Consider the following 17704-nt stretch of genomic DNA (forward strand, 5'->3'; position numbering starts at 1 on the left):
TCCACGCTTCCTCCCCACACTCGGTCGCCCTCATGCAGTTGCGCTTCACTTCATTCGCTGTGACCAGCTTATGGCGGGACTTGCACCCGCAGGAGTGCGCCCATGCTGGGCGCACAAACGATAACGGCCGCGCATTGCGCGGCCGTTCGAGGCGTTTTGAAACGCGGCGGGTTATTGACTGAACAGACGCCGAGTGGCGGGCGATCCTGCCGGAATGCCGGCCTGTTCGAGCTTCGCGTAAAGCGTCATCAACTGCTTTTCGATGGCGAGCAACGCGGTCTCCGGCAACGGGCGACGGCCATCGTCCACCACTCGCCCGCCAATGCGCTCGGCCAGCGACTTCGCGTAGTCGCACATCAGACGGAACGGCAAGATGTCTTCGTCGGCCACCGGCACGTCGAGCACCAGCGTGATCATCTGACCGCCCTTGTACGTGAGGTCGTCGCGCAGGAAGTTCGTGTCGCCGAATTGCAGCATGAACACCGGGCTCTGGCGCGCGTCCAGCTTGACGAAACGCGTGCCGTCGCGCGACAGCAGCAAGCCGTCTTGCGAGGCCACCGCTTGCACGTAGTTGGCTGACCACGGCGCGCCGTCGGAGAGCACGTTGATCGACAACTGTGCGTCGCACTGCGCGGCGAAACCGTCGAGCTCACGCGCCATCGCGACTGTTTCGAGCATGTCGGGAAATTCCGGCGAGGCGTCGATTGCGTCGGCAAATTGCTGTACGCCCGTCACGAACTCGGAGAACTCAAGTTCGTTGAGCGCGCCGCTACGATTGGCCAGTTGCGCGGCCGCGCGCAACTCTTCATAGCGCGCGCCGTTTTGCAGCAATTCCCACGCGCCGCCCTCGAGTTTGCCTTCGATATGTACCGGCTTGCTGCCGGCGCGGCGCAGACGCTGCGCAAGCGGAATCACCTTGTCGCCCGCAACCGGTCCGTTCAGACGAATCGGCACGATGCAGTCGATGCGGCGATCGACGATAGCCGGCGGCGCGGACGAGATCGTCGTGGCAGCCGGCAGAATCGGCTCGATCTGTTCGTCCGCTTCGCGCGACGGGTTGTTCGCGGGTTGTTGACCCGCCGCCGCGTCCTTGCCGGCGTCGGCACCGGAGCTCGCCTTTGCGCCACCCTCGGCCTCGGCATCATCGCCCTCCGACAGATAGCCATTCGGTGTGGTCGTCTCTGCCTGAATGTCGGCCGGCGTATCAAGCGGTGCCGCGCCTACCGGCGCGCCAAAAGTCGGTTCGACGCGGGCCGACGCCGTGTCGGCGGATGCCTCCGCACCCACTACGGGCTCGCGACGCGTTGTGGGCCGAGCCGGTTCGATAAACGGGCTCTGTTCCTGATGGTCGTCGCGCGCGAAATTCTCCGCGGCGTCCGCGGGCATGGGCCGCGGCATCTTGCGGCGCACCTTGGCGCCCTGCCACGCGTTGTACACCACCACGCCCCCGACCACCACGGCACCCGCGCCGATCAAACCGAGTGTCAACTCGTCCATGCATGCTCCATCAGCAATTCTTTATCTGCGCGTCCTGACGCCCGCCCCACGTATCGCGCGGCGAGTGCCGCAGCGCTGAACGCGGGCGCCCGCGCTTCCTTGATTCAAACGAAAACTTAAACGATATTCTGGGCGAAACCCGCAGCCGTTTCCATGTCGACGGCAACGATGCGCGACACGCCCTGCTCCTGCATCGTCACGCCGATCAGTTGCTGCGCCATTTCCATCGCGATTTTGTTGTGCGAGATGAAAAGGAACTGGGTTTTGTCCGACATCGCGCGTACCAGGTTGGCGAAACGTTCGGTGTTCGCGTCGTCTAGCGGCGCGTCCACTTCGTCGAGCAGACAGAACGGCGCCGGATTCAACTGGAACATCGCGAACACGAGCGCGGTTGCGGTCAGCGCTTTTTCGCCGCCCGACAGCAAGTGGATCGTCGAATTTTTCTTGCCCGGAGGCTGCGCCATCACCTGTACGCCGGCGTCGAGAATCTCGTCGCCGGTCATGATCAGCTTCGCCTGGCCGCCGCCGAAGAGACGCGGGAACAGTTCGCCGAAATGACGGTTCACTTCGTCGAAGGTGCCTTGCAATAGCGTGCGCGTTTCCGCGTCGATCTTGCGGATTGCGTCTTCGAGCGTCTCGATCGCGCTCGTCAAGTCGGCCGATTGCGAGTCGAGGAACGACTTGCGCTCGGTGGCCGCCTTGAGTTCGTCGAGCGCGGCCATGTTGACCGGACCGAGCGCGGTGATCGCGTTGTTGATGCGCGTGACTTCGCCCTGCAGATACGACGGCTTCATGTCCGGCGTGAGCTTGGCCTGCAGCTCCGCCTCGTCGACGCCCGCTGCCGCCAGTTGCTCGATGAACTGCTCGCCGTTCAGCCGCGCGGCCTGTTCTTTCAGTTGCAATTCGTTGATGCGGTCGCGCAGCGGTTGCAGCGCGCGCTCGGCGGTGAGACGCGTTTCGTCCGCGGCGCGCAGCTTCGCAGTCAGGTCGTCCAGTTCGAGACGCGCGGCGTGCAACGCCTCTTCCTTGACCGCGCGAATGTCGAGCGCGTCCTGCAAGCCCGTGTGAGCGGTCTGCTCGTTGATGGTTTCGAGTTCGGCGCGTGCATCTTCGAGCGACGCCGCGACGCGCTCGCTCTGCTCGTGCGCCACCTGAATGCTGCGCTTCAATTCGTCGATGCGGTTCGCCATGTTGCGCGCGGCGAAGCGCGCGTCGGTCGCGGCGCGGTCAAGGTCGCGTGCCTCGCCGCGTGCAGCGGTAAGCGCTTCGTCGAGCGCCTCGAAAGCCAGTTGGTGATCTTCGAATCGCGCCTGCAATTCGGCGAGTTCGCCGTCGTAACGCTCGAAGTTCGCTTCGGATTCCGCACGCATCGCGCGCTGCTCTTCGATCTGTGCGTTGATCTCTTCGAGCTCTTCACGAATCTGCGTGCTGCGCTGCGTGTAACGCTCGTGCGCCTGCGTGAGCTTGAGCACGTCGAGTTGCAACGCGTGCACGCGCTGGGTTGCCCGCTCGGCCTGCTGACGCACGTCGGTCAGCGCCTGCGCCGCTTGCGTGTGCGCGGCTTCGGCGCGGATCGCGGCGGCCTTCGCTTCGTCGGCGAGCAGGGCTTGTGCGCGCACCTGACGCGCGAGATTTTCGATTTCCTGTTGACGGGCCAGCATGCCGGCCTGTTCCGAATCGGCCGCATACAGTTGCACGCCGACGCGCGTCACCACGTGCCCCGCCTTCACGACGAACGAGCCGCCTTCGGGCAATTGCGAGCGCATGCTGAGCGCCTGCTGCAGATCGTCGGCGACGAACGCAAGGCCGAGCCAGTCGTTCAACACCGCGCGGATGCCCGCGTCGTCGATACGAACCAGCGACAGCAGCGGCCGAAGCGCGGACGACGCCGCGGCCGGCTGGCCGGCGACGGGCGGTGCGTAAAACGCGAGCTTGGCGGGCGGCGCGTCTGTAGCGAACGCCTTGACCCAGTCGAGATTCGATACTTCGAGCGCGGCGAGCCGCTCGCGCAGCACGGCTTCGAGCGCGGCTTCCCAACCGGACTCGACGTGCAGCTTCTTCCAGAGTCGCGGCAGGCCGCCGAGCTCGTGCTTTTCGAGCCACGGCTGAATCTTGCCTTCGGTCTGGACGTTTTCCTGCAACTGCTTGAGCGCGGCAAGGCGTGCGTCGAGCTGATGAATCTGCGCGCTTTCCGCCTGCACGCGGTCCTGCGCGGCACGGCGCTCGGCGTCCAGACGCGGCAGGGTTTCCTGCGCATCGGCAAGACGCGTCTGCGCGTCGTGCAGAATTTCTTCGTGTTCCGCGAGTTGCATGCGCAGCTCTTCGAGCTGTGCTTCGTCGGGTGCGTCGAGGCCGCCTGCTTCCGCCTTCAGCCGCTCGTGACGCTGCTGCAACTGCTGCAATTGCTGATCGGCATTGCGCTGATGCGCGGCTTCGAGCTTGAGCGCCTGTTCGGTCTGCGCAATGCCGCCGCGCTCCGCATTCAGTTCGGCTTGCGCATCGCGCCAGCGCGCTTCGAGCGCGGGCATTGCGTCGTGCTTCGCGGCGGCTTCTTCTTCGGCGAGCGCGGCCTTTTCTTCGGCGACGGCGAGTTGCTCTTCGGCGTCTTCGAGATCGCCTTGCGCTTTTTCAGCCTGCGATTGCCACTGTTCACGCTGCGCGGTCAGCGCAGCGATTTGCGCCTGCACGCGGTTGCGCGATTCGACGATGAACTTGATTTCGGCTTCGAGCCGGCTCACTTCGGCGTTCGCTTCGTACAGCGCGCCTTGCGCGCCCTGCATCGCGTCGCTCGCCGAGTAATGCGCGACGCGCAGCGTTTCGAGTTGCGCTTCGACTTCGCGCAGCTTGGCTGTCTGCGCTTCGAGGTCGATTTGCGCCTGTTCGATGGCGCGCTGCTGACGTTCCTGCTCGCTGCCCGCCTCGTTCTTGCGCAGCAGCCACAACAGGCGTTGCTTCTCTTCGCCGTCGGTTTGCAGTTCCTTGTAGCGCGTGGCGACCACCGCTTGCGCTTCGAGCTTCTCGAGGTTCGTGCCCAGTTCACGGACGATGTCTTCGACCCGCGTCAGATTCTCACGCGTGTCGTGCAGGCGGTTCTCCGTCTCGCGGCGGCGTTCCTTGTACTTGGAGACACCCGCGGCTTCTTCGAGAAAGACGCGCAGTTCTTCGGGCTTCGCTTCGATCAGGCGCGCGATCATGCCCTGCCCGATGATCGCGTAGGCGCGCGGGCCAAGACCGGTGCCGAGGAAAATGTCCTGAATGTCGCGGCGACGCGCCGGCAGGTTGTTGATGTAGTAGCTCGACGTGCCGTCGCGCGTGAGCACGCGCTTCACGGCGATCTCGGCATACTGGCCCCACTGCCCGGCGGCACGCCCGTCGGCGTTGTCGAACACGAGTTCGACGCTGGCGCGGCTGCCCGGCTTGCGCGCAGTCGAGCCGTTGAAGATCACGTCCTGCATCGACTCGCCGCGCAGCTCCGAGGCGCGCGATTCGCCGAGCACCCAGCGCACGGCGTCGATGATGTTGGACTTGCCGCATCCATTGGGTCCGACCACGCCGACTAGCTGGCCCGGAACCTGGAAATGCGTGGGATCGACGAATGACTTGAATCCAGCGAGTTTGATCGAGGTCAGACGCACGGCGATTTCGCTGTTTGAAAGGGAGAAAAAATAGGTGGCTCACGAAGGCCGCACGAGCCGTGTGCCGCTGCAGCGATGCGGCCCGCGCTCCTTGCCAGCCCTCGAGACATGGGCGCCGGCTGCACGCGCACCGCGCATGCGCCGGCTAATGAGGGGCAATCATACCATCGCGCGTGGGCGGTTCTTGCCGTCCTTATGGCCGTCGCGCTGGTGGATGTCGGCCGAGCATGTGCTCGCGGCGCTCCTGACGCCCGGGTCGTCGCCCGGGCCCTCGCCCGCATCCTGATTGGCGGGATCGGGCGGCATTGCCTTCGTGCGATGCATCCAGCTCGACAGCGCCGAAGCAAGCACGATGCACGCGCCGCCCGCCCATTCGCGCGGGCCGGGCGTCTCGCCGGCAAAGAGCCACGCGGACATAGCCGTGACCACGAGTTCGAACAGCATGATGATCGACGCCCGGTTGGCCGGCACGCGCGACAGCCCGTATTGCACGAGCATGTTGTTGGACGCGAGCAGGAAACCGAGGCCGAGCACCAGCCACGCGGCAGTAGCGAGATGTGCGCCGGTGGGCGGCGCGGGCATCGCTTCGAATAGCGACGCGCAAGCGCCGAAAATCGCCGCGCCGCCGAAGATGGTCGCGGTGCGCATCTCCGGTTTCATCTGCGGCAATACACGGCTGGTCTTCAGGATCAGCACGTTGCTCATTGCGAAACCCATCCCGCCCGCGAGGCCCGCCCATTCCGCGAGATTGCCCGGCAGCGGAATGCCGAGCTGCGGCGACCACAGCATCGTCATCGCGCCGGCCAGCGACAGCGCGGCGAGCCCCGCGCCGGCCCACGTCAGCCGTTCATGCAGGATGAAGTGCGCGAAGAGCGCGGTCCATGCAGGTGTCAGATAGAAGAGCAGAAGCACGCGCATCACCTGCCCGTGGATCGATCCCCACACGAAGCCGAGATTCGTGATGCCCGCGGCGAGCGCGAGCGCCGGCAGCAGCCAGTGCCAGCGCACGGTTTTCAGCGCCCGATGACGCACCAGCAGCACGAACAGGCAACCGGCGCCGCTCGTGAGCGCGCTCGCGGCCGTGCCGGTCACGCCGAGCGCTGCGAGCATCCGCAGCGGATACCAGATCATTCCCCACACCGACGCACCCAGCATGATCGCGAGCGTCGGCCACCCTGTGCGAAGCCAGTTGGTCATGGCGACGCTCTCCGCGAGACGGTGCTGTTCGTGTCACGGACTGCGGCGTTTTCGCGCGCTCCTCGTCCGGACGTCTCCTCGATTGCTGCATACATTGCTGCTCCTGCCTTGTTTCTGCGCGAACTGTTACGTTCCGCGTCGTTCCCGCTGCAGCGCATTAACTGCGCCGCCTGGCGGGTGGTGGTGCCCTGGTTGATGCCAGGATACTTCTAGTTGAGGATTCGTTGGCGTCCGGTCGGCGTGGCCAATGCCCGCTTGCCGCAGGCTCAACCATGGCCCACGCCCGCCAGCCGCCCAACGCCAACCCTCGCGCACGCTATAATCCCCTGCTCGCCGCCGCTGCTATTTTCGCGCGGCGCGGCCCAGCGCATGCGCCGTCGTGCATCTTTCCGCGCCCTCTTCGATCAGGCTCGATCCGCCCAGTGAATCCGCTACTCGACTCCCTCCAGCCCTATCCGTTCGAAAAGCTGCGCGCGCTTTTCAAAGACGTCGCGCCGGCCGCCGGCTTCCCGCATATCAGCTTCGGCATTGGCGAGCCGAAACATCCGACGCCCACGTTGATAACCGACGCCGTGATCGCCTCGCTCGGCGGTCTGTCCGCGTATCCGGCCACCGTAGGGTCGCTGCCGTTGCGCGAGTCGATCGCGAAGTGGGTTACGCAGCGCTACGGCCTGCCGCCGGTAGATCCCGCGACCCAAGTGCTGCCCGTCTCCGGTTCGCGCGAGGCGCTGTTTGCGCTCGCACAAACGGTCATCGACCCGAAGCGCAACGCGAAAGGCGAGCCTGCGATCGTACTCTGTCCGAACCCGTTCTACCAAATCTACGAAGGCGCGGCGATTCTCGCGGGAGCAGAGCCCTATTTCGTCAATAGCGACCCGGCGCGCAACTTCGCGTGCGATTACTCGGCGGTGCCGGCCGACGTCTGGGCTCGCACGCAACTGCTCTATGTCTGCTCGCCAGGCAACCCGACCGGCGCGGTGCTGACGCTCGAAGACTGGCGCGAACTCTTCGCGCTCTCGGACCGCCACGGCTTCGTGATCGCCTCCGACGAGTGCTACTCCGAGATCTATTTCGACGAAGCCAACGCGCCGCTCGGCGGCCTCGAAGCCGCGCACAAGCTCGGCCGCGGTTATGACAGACTCATCATGCTGTCGAGCCTGTCGAAGCGCTCGAATGTGCCCGGCATGCGCTCGGGCTTTGTCGCGGGCGACGCGGCGATTCTCAAAGACTTCCTGTTGTACCGGACTTACCACGGCGCGGCGTTATCAACGGTGTTTCAAAGCGCGAGTATCGCAGCCTGGAACGACGAAGCGCACGTGCGCGAGAACCGCGCGAAATACGTGCAGAAGTTTTCCACCGTCACGCCGATGCTTGCCGCGGTGCTCGACGTGCGCCTGCCCGACGCCGCGTTCTATCTGTGGGCCGACGTCTCGCGCACCGGCCTCACGGACACGGAGTTCGCCCAGCGTCTTTACGCCGACTATAATGTGACGGTTCTGCCGGGCTCGTTCCTCGCGCGCACCGCGCATGGTGTGAACCCCGGCCGCAATTTCGTGCGCCTCGCGCTCGTCGCCGACGTCGACGAATGCACGCAGGGCGCGCAACGCATCGTCGATTTTTGCCGCGGGCTGGCGGGCTGAGTTTGCCGGGTTCCAGGCCGGCACGTCGTCAGATTCGTCGCGCGGCCTGCCGCTGATTGTTCCTGTTCCGTTTTCCCGGCGAACGCCTTGCGCACCGCCTCCCTTCTTCAGACTTCAACTCTTCAGAAAGCACGCATATGTCGCAACAACTTCAGCAAATTATCGACACCGCCTGGGACAACCGCGCCGAGCTGTCGCCCAAAGCCGCGCCGGCCGACGTGCGTGAAGCCGTCGCCCACGCCATCGAGCAACTGGACAAGGGCGCGCTGCGCGTCGCCGAGAAGAAAGACGGCGACTGGGTCGTCAATCAATGGCTGAAGAAAGCCGTGCTGCTGTCGTTCCGCCTCGAAGACAACGCGCCGATGCCCGCGGGCGGCTACAGCCAGTTCTACGACAAGGTGCCGTCGAAGTTCGCCAACTACACCGCTGAAGACTTCGCCGCCGGCGGCTTTCGCGTCGTGCCGCCCGCCATCGCGCGCCGCGGCTCGTTCATCGCGAAGAACGTCGTGCTGATGCCGTCGTACACCAACATCGGCGCCTATGTCGACGAAGGCTCGATGGTCGACACGTGGGCCACCGTCGGTTCCTGCGCGCAGATTGGCAAGAACGTGCACCTGTCGGGCGGCGTAGGCATCGGCGGCGTGCTGGAGCCGCTGCAGGCAAACCCGGTCATCATCGAAGACAACTGCTTTATCGGCGCGCGTTCGGAAGTGGTGGAAGGCGTGATCGTCGAAGAAAATTCGGTGATTTCGATGGGCGTGTACCTCGGCCAGAGCACCAAGATCTACGACCGCGAAACCGGCGAAGTCACATACGGCCGCATTCCGGCCGGCTCGGTCGTGGTGGCGGGCAATCTGCCGTCGAAGGACGGTTCGCACAGCCTCTATTGCGCCGTGATCGTCAAGAAGGTCGACGCAAAGACACGTGCGAAGGTCGGCCTGAATGAGCTCCTGCGAGGCGACTAATGGCGCGCGGCACCAAGACTGTCGTCTACGGAATTCCGAACTGCGACACCGTGAAGAAAGCGCGTGTGTGGCTCGAAGAGCACGGCGTGGAGTTCAAGTTTCATGACTTCAAGAAAGCCGGCGTGACCGAGCCGCTCGTGCAGGACTGGTTGAAAGACGTCAAGCTCGACGCATTGCTGAACCGCCGCGGCACGACGTGGCGCGGTCTGTCCGACGACATGAAGGCGGCGGCGGACACCCAGCCGGGAGCGATCGCGTTGATGATCCACAAGCCGTCGGTCATCAAGCGGCCCGTGCTGGTGATCAATGGGCGCGTGAAGTCGCTTGGTTTTTCGCCCGAAGAATATGCAGCGCTGTTTGCGTGAGCATGGCGGCGTTCGCGTGAGCGCTCTGCCGCTTGCCCTGCCGCTGCATTGTGTTGCTTGAGCGCGGCTTCGCCGCGTTGCGTCAAAGCTGTTGCCGGCTGCGGTGCGTCACCGCCAGCCGGCATTTTTTCATCCCAAAGTGGCTTGTATCGAATCCATGTCCGGCACCCTCGCCCTTACCGAACAACTGATCGCGCGCGCCTCCGTCACGCCCGACGATCAGCATTGCCAGCGCCTCCTGATCGAACGCCTGTCCGCGCTCGGCTTCGAGCACGAAACCATTGAATCCAACGGCGTGACGAACCTGTGGGCCGTCAAACGCGGCGTTGACGGCCGCGCGGGCAAGCTGCTCGCGTTTGCCGGTCACACCGACGTGGTGCCCACCGGCCCGCTGGAGCAATGGCAGTCCGCGCCGTTCGAACCGACGCATCGCGACGGCAAGCTGTACGGTCGCGGCGCAGCCGACATGAAAACCTCGATCGCCGGGTTCGTGGTCGCGAGCGAGGAGTTCGTCGCGGCGCACCCGCGGCATCGCGGCTCGATCGCGTTTCTGATCACGAGCGACGAAGAAGGCCCCGCCACCGACGGCACCGTCAAAGTCGTCGAGGCGCTGCAAGCGCGCGGCGAGCGCATGGACTATTGCATCGTCGGCGAACCGACTTCGAGCACGCAGTTCGGCGACACGGTGAAAAACGGCCGGCGCGGTTCGATGTCGGGCAAGCTCATCGTCAAGGGCGTGCAAGGCCATATCGCTTATCCGCATCTGGCCAGGAATCCAGTGCATCTGCTCGCGCCCGCGCTCGCAGAACTCGTCGCCGAGCGCTGGGACGACGGCAACGAATACTTCCCGCCCACCACGTGGCAGGTGTCGAATATCCATAGCGGCACCGGCGCCACCAACGTGATTCCCGGCCACGCGGACGTCATGTTCAACTTCCGCTTCTCGACAGCCAGCACGGTGGAAGGATTGCAGCAACGCGTGCATGCGATCCTCGACCGGCATGGTCTCGAATACGACCTGCAGTGGACCGTGAGCGGCCTGCCGTTCCTCACGCCCCACGGCGATCTGTCGAACGCGCTGGCCAAAGCGATCAAGGACGAAACCGGCGTGAGCACCGAACTGTCGACGACCGGCGGCACCTCGGACGGCCGCTTCATCGCGCGGATCTGCCAACAGGTGGTCGAGTTCGGCCCGCTGAACGCCAGCATTCATAAGATCGACGAGCATATCGACGTCGCCCACATCGAGCCGCTCAAAAACGTGTACCGCCGCGTGCTCGAACAACTGATCGCTTAACCGGGATATATCCAAGGACTATTGCGATGACGCTGCCCTTTTCCACTGTCCGCGACCTGCTGCGTTTCGCGGTCTCGCGCTTCAACCAGTCCGGGCTCTCGTTCGGCCACGGCTCGGCCAATGCGTACGACGAAGCCGCCTATCTGGTGCTGCACACGCTGCATCTGCCGCTCGACCTGCTCGATCCGTTCATGGACGCACGCTTGAGCGCGGCTGAGATCGACGCGGTTCTCAACGTGATCGAGCGTCGCGCTACCGAGCGGGTGCCGGCTGCGTACATCACCCAGGAAGCATGGATGCACGGCTTTCGCTTCTACGTCGACGAACGCGCGATCGTGCCGCGTTCGTTCATCGGCGAGTTGCTGCAGGACGGGCTGCAACCTTACGTTGAAGATCCCGAACAGGTCAGCGCCGTGCTCGAACTTTGCACGGGCTCGGGCTGCCTCGCGATTCTTGCGGCGCATGCGTTTCCGAATGCCGATATCGACGCGGTCGACCTGTCCGCGCCGGCTCTCGAAGTCGCGGCGCGCAACGTGGACGACTACAAGCTCGACGAGCGCATCGCTCTCTTCGAAGGCGACCTGTATGCGCCGCTCGCGGAACGCCGCTACGACGTGATCATCAGCAACCCTCCGTATGTGAACGCCGCGTCGATGCAGGAGTTGCCCGCCGAATATAAGCACGAGCCGGAAATGGCACTCGCGGGCGGCAGCGACGGCATGGACATCGTGCGGCGGATCATTGCCGAGGCGCGCAACTGGCTGACAGAAGACGGCGTGCTCGTGATCGAAATCGGCAACGAACGTCAGCATGTCGAAGCGGCATTCGGCGGGTTGAATCTCGTGTGGCTGTCCACGAGCGCCGGCGACGACAACGTGTTCCTGATCCAGGCCGCCGACCTGCCTGTCTGAACCGGGTAGACACCGGGCCGGAGTCGAGGCTTGGTCGTGAGTCGCAGTGAGTGATTCCGCTGCTCACTGCGACTTCATGCAAAGTGCTTGCTCCGATCCGGTAAAAAACTCGATTACATCGGATGCTGAGTCGTCGGTCACGGTTAGCTTCCCCGCAGTCGTTGCGACGCCGTGCAAGCACTTGCCGTCGTTTCAGGCAATACCAACCCGCCCCCAACCCGCGCGCGTTCTGTAAGATGGGCGCCGTTAGGTCGTTAGCTCGTTAGTTCCTTAGCTTGTTAGCTTAGCTGCCGTGTTCGTCCAGCGAGCCGTGCAGCGCTTCGCCCATCCCTTCGCTTGCCTATGCAATTCGACCTGCTTCACGTCGGCACGCTGGTGGCCCTCGCCCACATACTCGGCGTGGTCGCGGCATGTCACGCGATTCTCAATACCCGCACGTCACAAGGCGCGATTGCGTGGGCCGTGTCGCTGGTCGCGATGCCGTATCTCACGCTCGTCCCATACCTCTTTCTCGGGCGCAGCAAGTTTGCGGGTTACGCCGACGCGCGCCGCGTCGAAAACGAATTGCTGCGCGCGCATGCGCATCCTCCAGAGTGGGACAGGCTTGCTTCTTCGGCCCAACTCCCCGCGCATGCACTTGGCGGCAGGCTCGTCCACTCGCTCACACGGCTGGGCGGCATGCCGTTTCTGCCAGGCAATTCCGTGCGCACGCTGGTGAACGGCACTGCGACATTCGAGGCAATTTTCCAGGCCATCGAAAACGCACGCCATTACGTGATCGTGCAGTTCTTCATCGTGCGCGACGATGCGCTCGGCGAAATGTTCAAAGACGCACTGATAGCGAAAGCCAAGCAAGGCGTGCGCGTGTATTTCCTCTACGACAGCATCGGCAGCTTCGATCTGCCGCACCGCTATGTCGCGTCGCTGCGCGCGGGCGGCGTGGACACGCATCCGTTCGCCACCAATCGCCGATTCGTCAACCGGCTGCAACTGAACTTCCGCAACCATCGCAAGATCGTTTCTGTCGACGGCGAACGCGCGTTTGTGGGCGGGCACAACGTCGGCGTGGAATATCTTGGCGGCAAGCCGCCGCTCTCGCCGTGGCGCGACACTCATATCGAAGTGCGCGGACCGGCGGTCGCCAGCATCCAGTTCGTGTTCACCGAAGACTGGTACTGGGCAACGCAGCAGTTGCCTGAACTCCATCTGCCGACGGCGCCGTCGGACGAGGCCAACTCCGCGCACCCGGCAACGGGCCACGACATGCACTGCCTCGTCGTGCCGAGCGGCCCGGCCGACAAGCAGGAAACCTGCTCGCTTTTTTTCGTCGAAGCGATCAATGCCGCGCGCGAGCGCATCTGGATTACGACGCCCTACCTGGTGCCGGACGAAGCCGTGTTCTCGGCGCTACGGCTCGCAGCGCTGCGCGGCGTGGACGTCCGCATTCTGATTCCCAGCCGGCGCGATCACGTGGTGGTGTTCGAAGCGTCGAAACTGTATGCGTACGATTCGCTGCGCGCGGGCATCCGCATTTTTCGCTACCAGCCGGGCTTCCTGCATCAGAAGGTCGTGCTGATCGACAGCGTGGCGGCGGCGGTCGGCAGCGCCAATCTCGACAACCGTTCGTTTCGCCTGAACTTCGAGATCATGGTGATGACGGTCGACCGCGATTTTGCGAAAGAAGTCGAGGCAATGCTGCTCGCCGATTTCGCCGAATCTCGTGAGATAGATCGTAACGAGTACCGCCACGCGAGCGCATTACGGCGCGTGCTGATGCATGTGGCCCGACTGTTTTCGCCAATTCTGTGAGCCGTCGCGGCACGCGCGGCGCGGTTACAGCAGTTTTTCAATGTCTTCGACAATCGCCTCGGGCTTGGTCAAAGGCGCGTAGCGCTTGACCACGTTGCCGTCACGGCCAATGAGAAACTTCGTGAAGTTCCACTTGATCGCTTCGAGACCCAGCAGACCGGGCGCCTCGCCGGTCAGATAGCGGAACAGCGGATGCGCGTTGGCACCGTTCACGTCTACCTTGTCGAACATCGGGAAAGTAACGCCGTAGTTCTTTTCGCAGAAGCTGCCGATTTGCGCCGCGTCGCCCGGCTCCTGCTTGCCGAACTGGTTGCATGGGAAGCCCAGCACCGCAAGCCCGCGCGCGGCGTAGCCCTCATACAGCTTCTGCAAGCCCGCATATTGCGGCGTGAAACCGCATTCGCTCGCCGTATTGACGATCAGCAAGACCTTGCCTTCGTACTGCCCGAGGCTCACTTCCTCGCCGCCTAGCGTGCGGGCCGAAAAAGAATAAATCGATGTCATGTGCTCTCCCCAGGAAAGCCGTCAGTCTATGCCAAAAGCGCGGCGGATACAGTCGGCCGAATGGCTGATGCCGGCTGAGCGCCCGGTGTCATCCCCGGCAGTCTAAAATAGCGTTTTTCTCAAGCCGGCCTCTTCGTGATCCGCTTTAACCAGTTCAGCCTCGCGCGCGGCACCAAGCCGCTCTTCGACAACACCACGTTCACCCTGAATCCCGGCGAAAAGGCGGGCCTCGTGGGAGCAAACGGCGCTGGCAAGTCGACACTGTTTGCCGTGCTGCTCGGCGAACTGCATGCGGACGGCGGCGATTTTTCGATCCCGCCAACGTGGCAGATCGCGCACGTCGCGCAGGAAACACCCGCTGCGGACAAGACTGCCCTCGCCTATACGCTCGACGGCGACGCGGCCTTGCGTGCAATCGAAGCGCAGATCGCGGCCGCCTCCGCCGCGCACGACGGCGCGGCCGAAGCCAACGCGCATGCAGCCTTTGCGGACGCCGACGGCTACACCGCGCCCGCGCGCGCCGAAGCGCTGCTGCTCGGCCTCGGTTTCACGCTCGACCAGACCCGCGAACCGGTGAGCAGCTTCTCGGGCGGCTGGCGCATGCGGCTCAATCTCGCGCAGGCGCTCATGTGCCGTTCGGATCTGCTGCTGCTCGACGAACCGACCAACCACCTGGATCTCGACGCAATCGTCTGGCTCGAAGACTGGCTGCACCGCTATCCGGGCACCTTGATCGTGATCTCGCACGACCGCGAATTTCTCGATTCGGTCTGCAACGTCACGCTGCATCTCGAACAGCAGCAGATCAAGCGTTACGGCGGCAACTACTCGCAGTTCGAAGTGCTGCGCGCGCAGCAGATCGCGTTGCAACAGAGCGCATACGAAAAGCAGCAGCGCACGGTCGAGCATCTGCAGAGCTACATCAACCGCTTCAAGGCACAGGCCACCAAGGCGCGCCAGGCGCAAAGCCGCGTGAAGGCGCTCGAGAAGATGGAACTGATCGCGCCGGCGCACGCTGCGTCGCCGTTCACCTTCGAATTTCGCACGCCCGATTCCGCACCGAACCCGATGATGGTGATGGAAGACGTGCGCTGCGGCTATCACAGCGAAGAAGGCGTTGAAATTCCGATCGTCGAGCGCGTGATGCTGTCTATCCAGAACGGCCAGCGCATCGGGCTGCTCGGCGCAAACGGCCAGGGCAAGTCCACGCTGATCAAGACGCTGGCCGGCACGCTCGCGCCGCTCGGCGGGCACGTGCGCGAAGGCAAAGGTCTGCGCATCGGCTACTTCGCGCAGCATCAGCTCGAAACGCTGCGCGCGGACGACACGCCGTTGCAGCATCTCGCGCGCCTTGCGCCGGATACGCGCGAGCAGGAATTGCGCGACTTCCTCGGCAGCTTCAATTTTTCCGGCGAAATGGCGACGTCGAAGATCGCTCCTTTCTCCGGCGGCGAAAAGGCGCGGCTCGCACTTGCGCTGATCATCTGGCAGAAGCCGAACCTGCTCCTGCTCGACGAGCCGACCAACCACCTGGATCTCGAAACACGACACGCGCTGACCATGGCGCTTGCGCAGTTCGAAGGCACGCTGATCCTCGTGTCGCACGACCGGCATTTGCTGCGCGCCACGACAGATCAGTTCATGCTGGTCGCAAAGCACCGCTTGCAGGAATTCGACGGCGATCTCGACGATTACCGCGACTGGCTGCTGCAACATGCGGCCGCGCAACGCGCAGCGTTGAAAGCGGGCAATGCGGCGAACGGCGCGTTCAATGGCGACAACGGCGCGGACGGCGGCGTGAATCGCAAGGAACAGCGCCGGCTGGAAGCGGAAACCCGTCAGAAGCTAGCGCACCTGAAAAAGCCGCTGCAAAGCCGTATCACGAAGATCGAGAAGGAGATGGACGCGCTCAACGCGGAAAAGGCGACGCTGGACGCATTTGTCGCCGATCCTGCCAGCTACGAGCCGGCTCAAAAGAGCAAACTGACGGACGCAATTCGCCGTCAGGCAGACGTGAACGCGCGCCTTGAAGCACTCGAAGCCGAATGGCTAGAGACACACGAGGAACTCGAACAAATCGGCTAGCGGGACGCTGTCCGCGATCCGCGCCGGCATCGACGAGAGGTTGGCTTTGTCATCTGCGATGTCCTCCGCTGCATCTTCCGTTTCAGCCGCCGACTCCGCTTCGAACGCGGCGTCCGCCCCGCCTCCGTTAGGAGGCCTGCGCGTGCTCGACCTCACGCGTCTGTTGCCCGGCCCGGTCGCCGCGCTGCGGCTTGCCGAACTTGGCGCCGAAGTGCTGAAAATCGAAGCGCCCGGCGCCGGTGACCCGACGCGAACAATGATGCAATCGTCGAGCGACCGCGTGGCCGGACGGCCCGGCGCGTTTTACCGGCTGGTGAATCGCGGTAAGCGCGAGACGCGGCTCGACCTCAAGTCGGAAGCAGGACGCAATGTGCTGCGAGCGCTCGCGGCCGAAGCGGACGTGTTGATCGAAAGCTTCCGGCCGGGAGTGATGGATCGGCTCGGCGTGGGCTACGCGACGCTGCGCGCGGCCAATCCGCGGCTTGTGTACTGCGCGATCAGCGGTTACGGCGCACGCGGCCCGTTCGCCGATCATGCCGGGCACGATCTGAATTACATCGGCTACGCGGGCGTTCTCGATCAACTCACCGACCGCGACGGCGCGCCGATCGTGCCGAATTTCCAGATTGCCGACCTGCTCGGCGGCGCGCTCAGCGCGGTTACGCAGATCCTCGCTGCGTTATGGCATGTATCGCGCGGCGGCGGAGGGCGTTTCGTCGACGTTTCGATGACACATGCCACTCATGCGCACAACGTGATCGCGCAGGTCGCGCTCGCTAATGGCGATTCCGCGGGAAATGCCGCGAGAGATAGCGCGGCCAGCGCCGCCGGGAACACGGCGCGAAACGCAACGGAACACACAGGGCCAGGCGCGGGCCTGCTGAACGGCGGCGTGCCCTGCTACAACTTGTACCGTACGCTAGACGGCCGCTGGCTCGCGGTGGGTGCGCTGGAACTCAAGTTCTGGGAAAGCCTGTGCATGGCGCTCGACCGCCCCGAATGGGCCACGCGCCACTGGAGTCTCGGCCAGGCGATCGGCGGGCCGGACGCCGTTGCGCTCACACGGGAACTCGCCGACGTCATCGGCTCGCGTGCGCTCGATGAATGGGTCGCGTTGCTGGAGCCGCTCGATTGCTGCGTCTCGCCAGTCTTGACGGCGGCCGAAGCGGCCCAGCATCCACTGTTCAATCCGCAAGCGCATGACGAGCACGACGAGCATGTTGAGCCGGATGAACTCATAAACGGATCTGAAGACCCGAAGCGACGCGCGCCCTGAAGCGCGACCGGAGCACGATTGAACCGCACCTCAACACCTGCGCGAAACGTGACCAGAGCGCCGGCAAAGCGCAATCGAAGTCCGAGCCAGGCGCAACGCTCTTCAACACCTCGCGCCGGCCGGCAGCTTCACCGGCGCACCACCGTCTGCCGCGGCAACGTCTGACGCGGCGTCTTTTCGTCGTCGTACAGCAGATGCTTGCGGCCTTCCACATGGCGATTGATGGTGGCGCGCACCTCGGCGGCAGTCGCGTCGCCGGCTACCACGCGGCGCGAAATCTGCCCCGTTCTGTCGATCCACTCGACGATCCGGCAAGTGCCGCCCCACGGCTGGTGAATGGGCGCTGAGACCCGGCAGCCGCGCACCTGTATCGGCCCTTCGGCGATGGTTTCATGTGAGTGTTTCAAGGCGCGATCCTTTTTCGGGCATCGGAAGGGATGCAATAGCTTTGCAGCTTAAGGAAAAAGGAAGGGCTTGTTGGTTACAACCAACCTGGAGATATTTACGGCGCATTACGGCGCGC

The 17704-nt window shown here is 64.1% G+C and carries 13 protein-coding genes; 8 read left to right on the forward strand and 5 right to left on the reverse strand.

What is annotated here, in order from left to right; translation table 11 throughout:
* Window positions 1–171: 171 nt before the first annotated feature.
* The 3 genes from ACTJLB_RS09325 to ACTJLB_RS09335 form a co-directional block, all read right to left on the reverse strand.
* Window positions 172–1497 (reverse strand): cell division protein ZipA C-terminal FtsZ-binding domain-containing protein, encoded by a 1326-nt coding sequence (locus tag ACTJLB_RS09325; protein ID WP_440783103.1) that lies wholly within the window; start codon window positions 1495–1497, stop codon window positions 172–174.
* A 116-nt stretch (window positions 1498–1613) separates the two neighbouring features.
* On the reverse strand, window positions 1614–5132 hold the full coding sequence (gene smc / locus ACTJLB_RS09330; RefSeq protein WP_310355617.1) for a chromosome segregation protein SMC: 3519 nt from the start codon (window positions 5130–5132) through the stop codon (window positions 1614–1616).
* A 159-nt stretch (window positions 5133–5291) separates the two neighbouring features.
* Window positions 5292–6329 (reverse strand): DMT family transporter, encoded by a 1038-nt coding sequence (locus ACTJLB_RS09335; RefSeq protein WP_088174707.1) that lies wholly within the window; start codon window positions 6327–6329, stop codon window positions 5292–5294.
* A 422-nt stretch (window positions 6330–6751) separates the two neighbouring features.
* Here ACTJLB_RS09335 and dapC point away from each other — a divergent pair, with 422 nt between their 5' ends.
* From dapC to cls, 6 genes are all read left to right on the forward strand, one after another.
* Entirely contained in the window at window positions 6752–7969 is a 1218-nt protein-coding gene (gene dapC / locus ACTJLB_RS09340; RefSeq protein ID WP_027775339.1) for a succinyldiaminopimelate transaminase, read from the forward strand.
* A 137-nt stretch (window positions 7970–8106) separates the two neighbouring features.
* Window positions 8107–8934, forward strand: a complete 828-nt coding sequence (gene dapD / locus ACTJLB_RS09345; RefSeq protein ID WP_027775340.1) for a 2,3,4,5-tetrahydropyridine-2,6-dicarboxylate N-succinyltransferase — start codon at window positions 8107–8109, stop codon at window positions 8932–8934.
* Window positions 8934–9299 carry an ArsC family reductase gene (locus ACTJLB_RS09350; RefSeq protein WP_440783104.1) on the forward strand — a complete coding sequence of 122 codons (366 nt, stop codon included), beginning with the start codon at window positions 8934–8936 and terminating at the stop codon, window positions 9297–9299. The genes dapD and ACTJLB_RS09350 overlap by 1 nt, the downstream gene beginning before the upstream one ends.
* A gap of 157 nt (window positions 9300–9456) precedes the next feature.
* Window positions 9457–10596 (forward strand): succinyl-diaminopimelate desuccinylase, encoded by a 1140-nt coding sequence (gene dapE, locus ACTJLB_RS09355; RefSeq protein WP_410799942.1) that lies wholly within the window; start codon window positions 9457–9459, stop codon window positions 10594–10596.
* A 26-nt stretch (window positions 10597–10622) separates the two neighbouring features.
* A complete protein-coding gene (gene prmB, locus ACTJLB_RS09360; protein ID WP_020065615.1) occupies window positions 10623–11507 on the forward strand; it encodes a 50S ribosomal protein L3 N(5)-glutamine methyltransferase in 885 nt (294 codons plus the stop codon).
* A 342-nt stretch (window positions 11508–11849) separates the two neighbouring features.
* A complete protein-coding gene (cls, locus tag ACTJLB_RS09365; protein WP_288823470.1) occupies window positions 11850–13316 on the forward strand; it encodes a cardiolipin synthase in 1467 nt (488 codons plus the stop codon).
* A gap of 24 nt (window positions 13317–13340) precedes the next feature.
* Here cls and ACTJLB_RS09370 read toward each other — a convergent pair whose 3' ends face one another.
* The gene (locus tag ACTJLB_RS09370) at window positions 13341–13820 is read right to left on the reverse strand and encodes a glutathione peroxidase (protein WP_020065613.1); all 480 of its coding nucleotides are present in this window, start codon (window positions 13818–13820) and stop codon (window positions 13341–13343) included.
* 135 nt (window positions 13821–13955) lie between these two features.
* Between ACTJLB_RS09370 and ACTJLB_RS09375 the strand changes: the two genes are divergently transcribed.
* Complete coding sequence (locus tag ACTJLB_RS09375; RefSeq protein WP_440783105.1) at window positions 13956–15905, forward strand: ATP-binding cassette domain-containing protein; 1950 nt, start codon at window positions 13956–13958, stop codon at window positions 15903–15905.
* A 58-nt stretch (window positions 15906–15963) separates the two neighbouring features.
* Window positions 15964–17181, forward strand: coding sequence for a CaiB/BaiF CoA transferase family protein (locus tag ACTJLB_RS09380; protein WP_440783106.1), 1218 nt, complete (start codon window positions 15964–15966; stop codon window positions 17179–17181).
* 128 nt (window positions 17182–17309) lie between these two features.
* Here ACTJLB_RS09380 and ACTJLB_RS09385 read toward each other — a convergent pair whose 3' ends face one another.
* Window positions 17310–17588 carry a DUF2866 domain-containing protein gene (locus ACTJLB_RS09385; protein WP_408472089.1) on the reverse strand — a complete coding sequence of 93 codons (279 nt, stop codon included), beginning with the start codon at window positions 17586–17588 and terminating at the stop codon, window positions 17310–17312.
* Window positions 17589–17704: the final 116 nt, after the last annotated feature.

Source organism: Paraburkholderia sp. 22098 (assembly GCF_052045935.1).
Lineage (GTDB): Bacteria > Pseudomonadota > Gammaproteobacteria > Burkholderiales > Burkholderiaceae > Paraburkholderia > Paraburkholderia caledonica.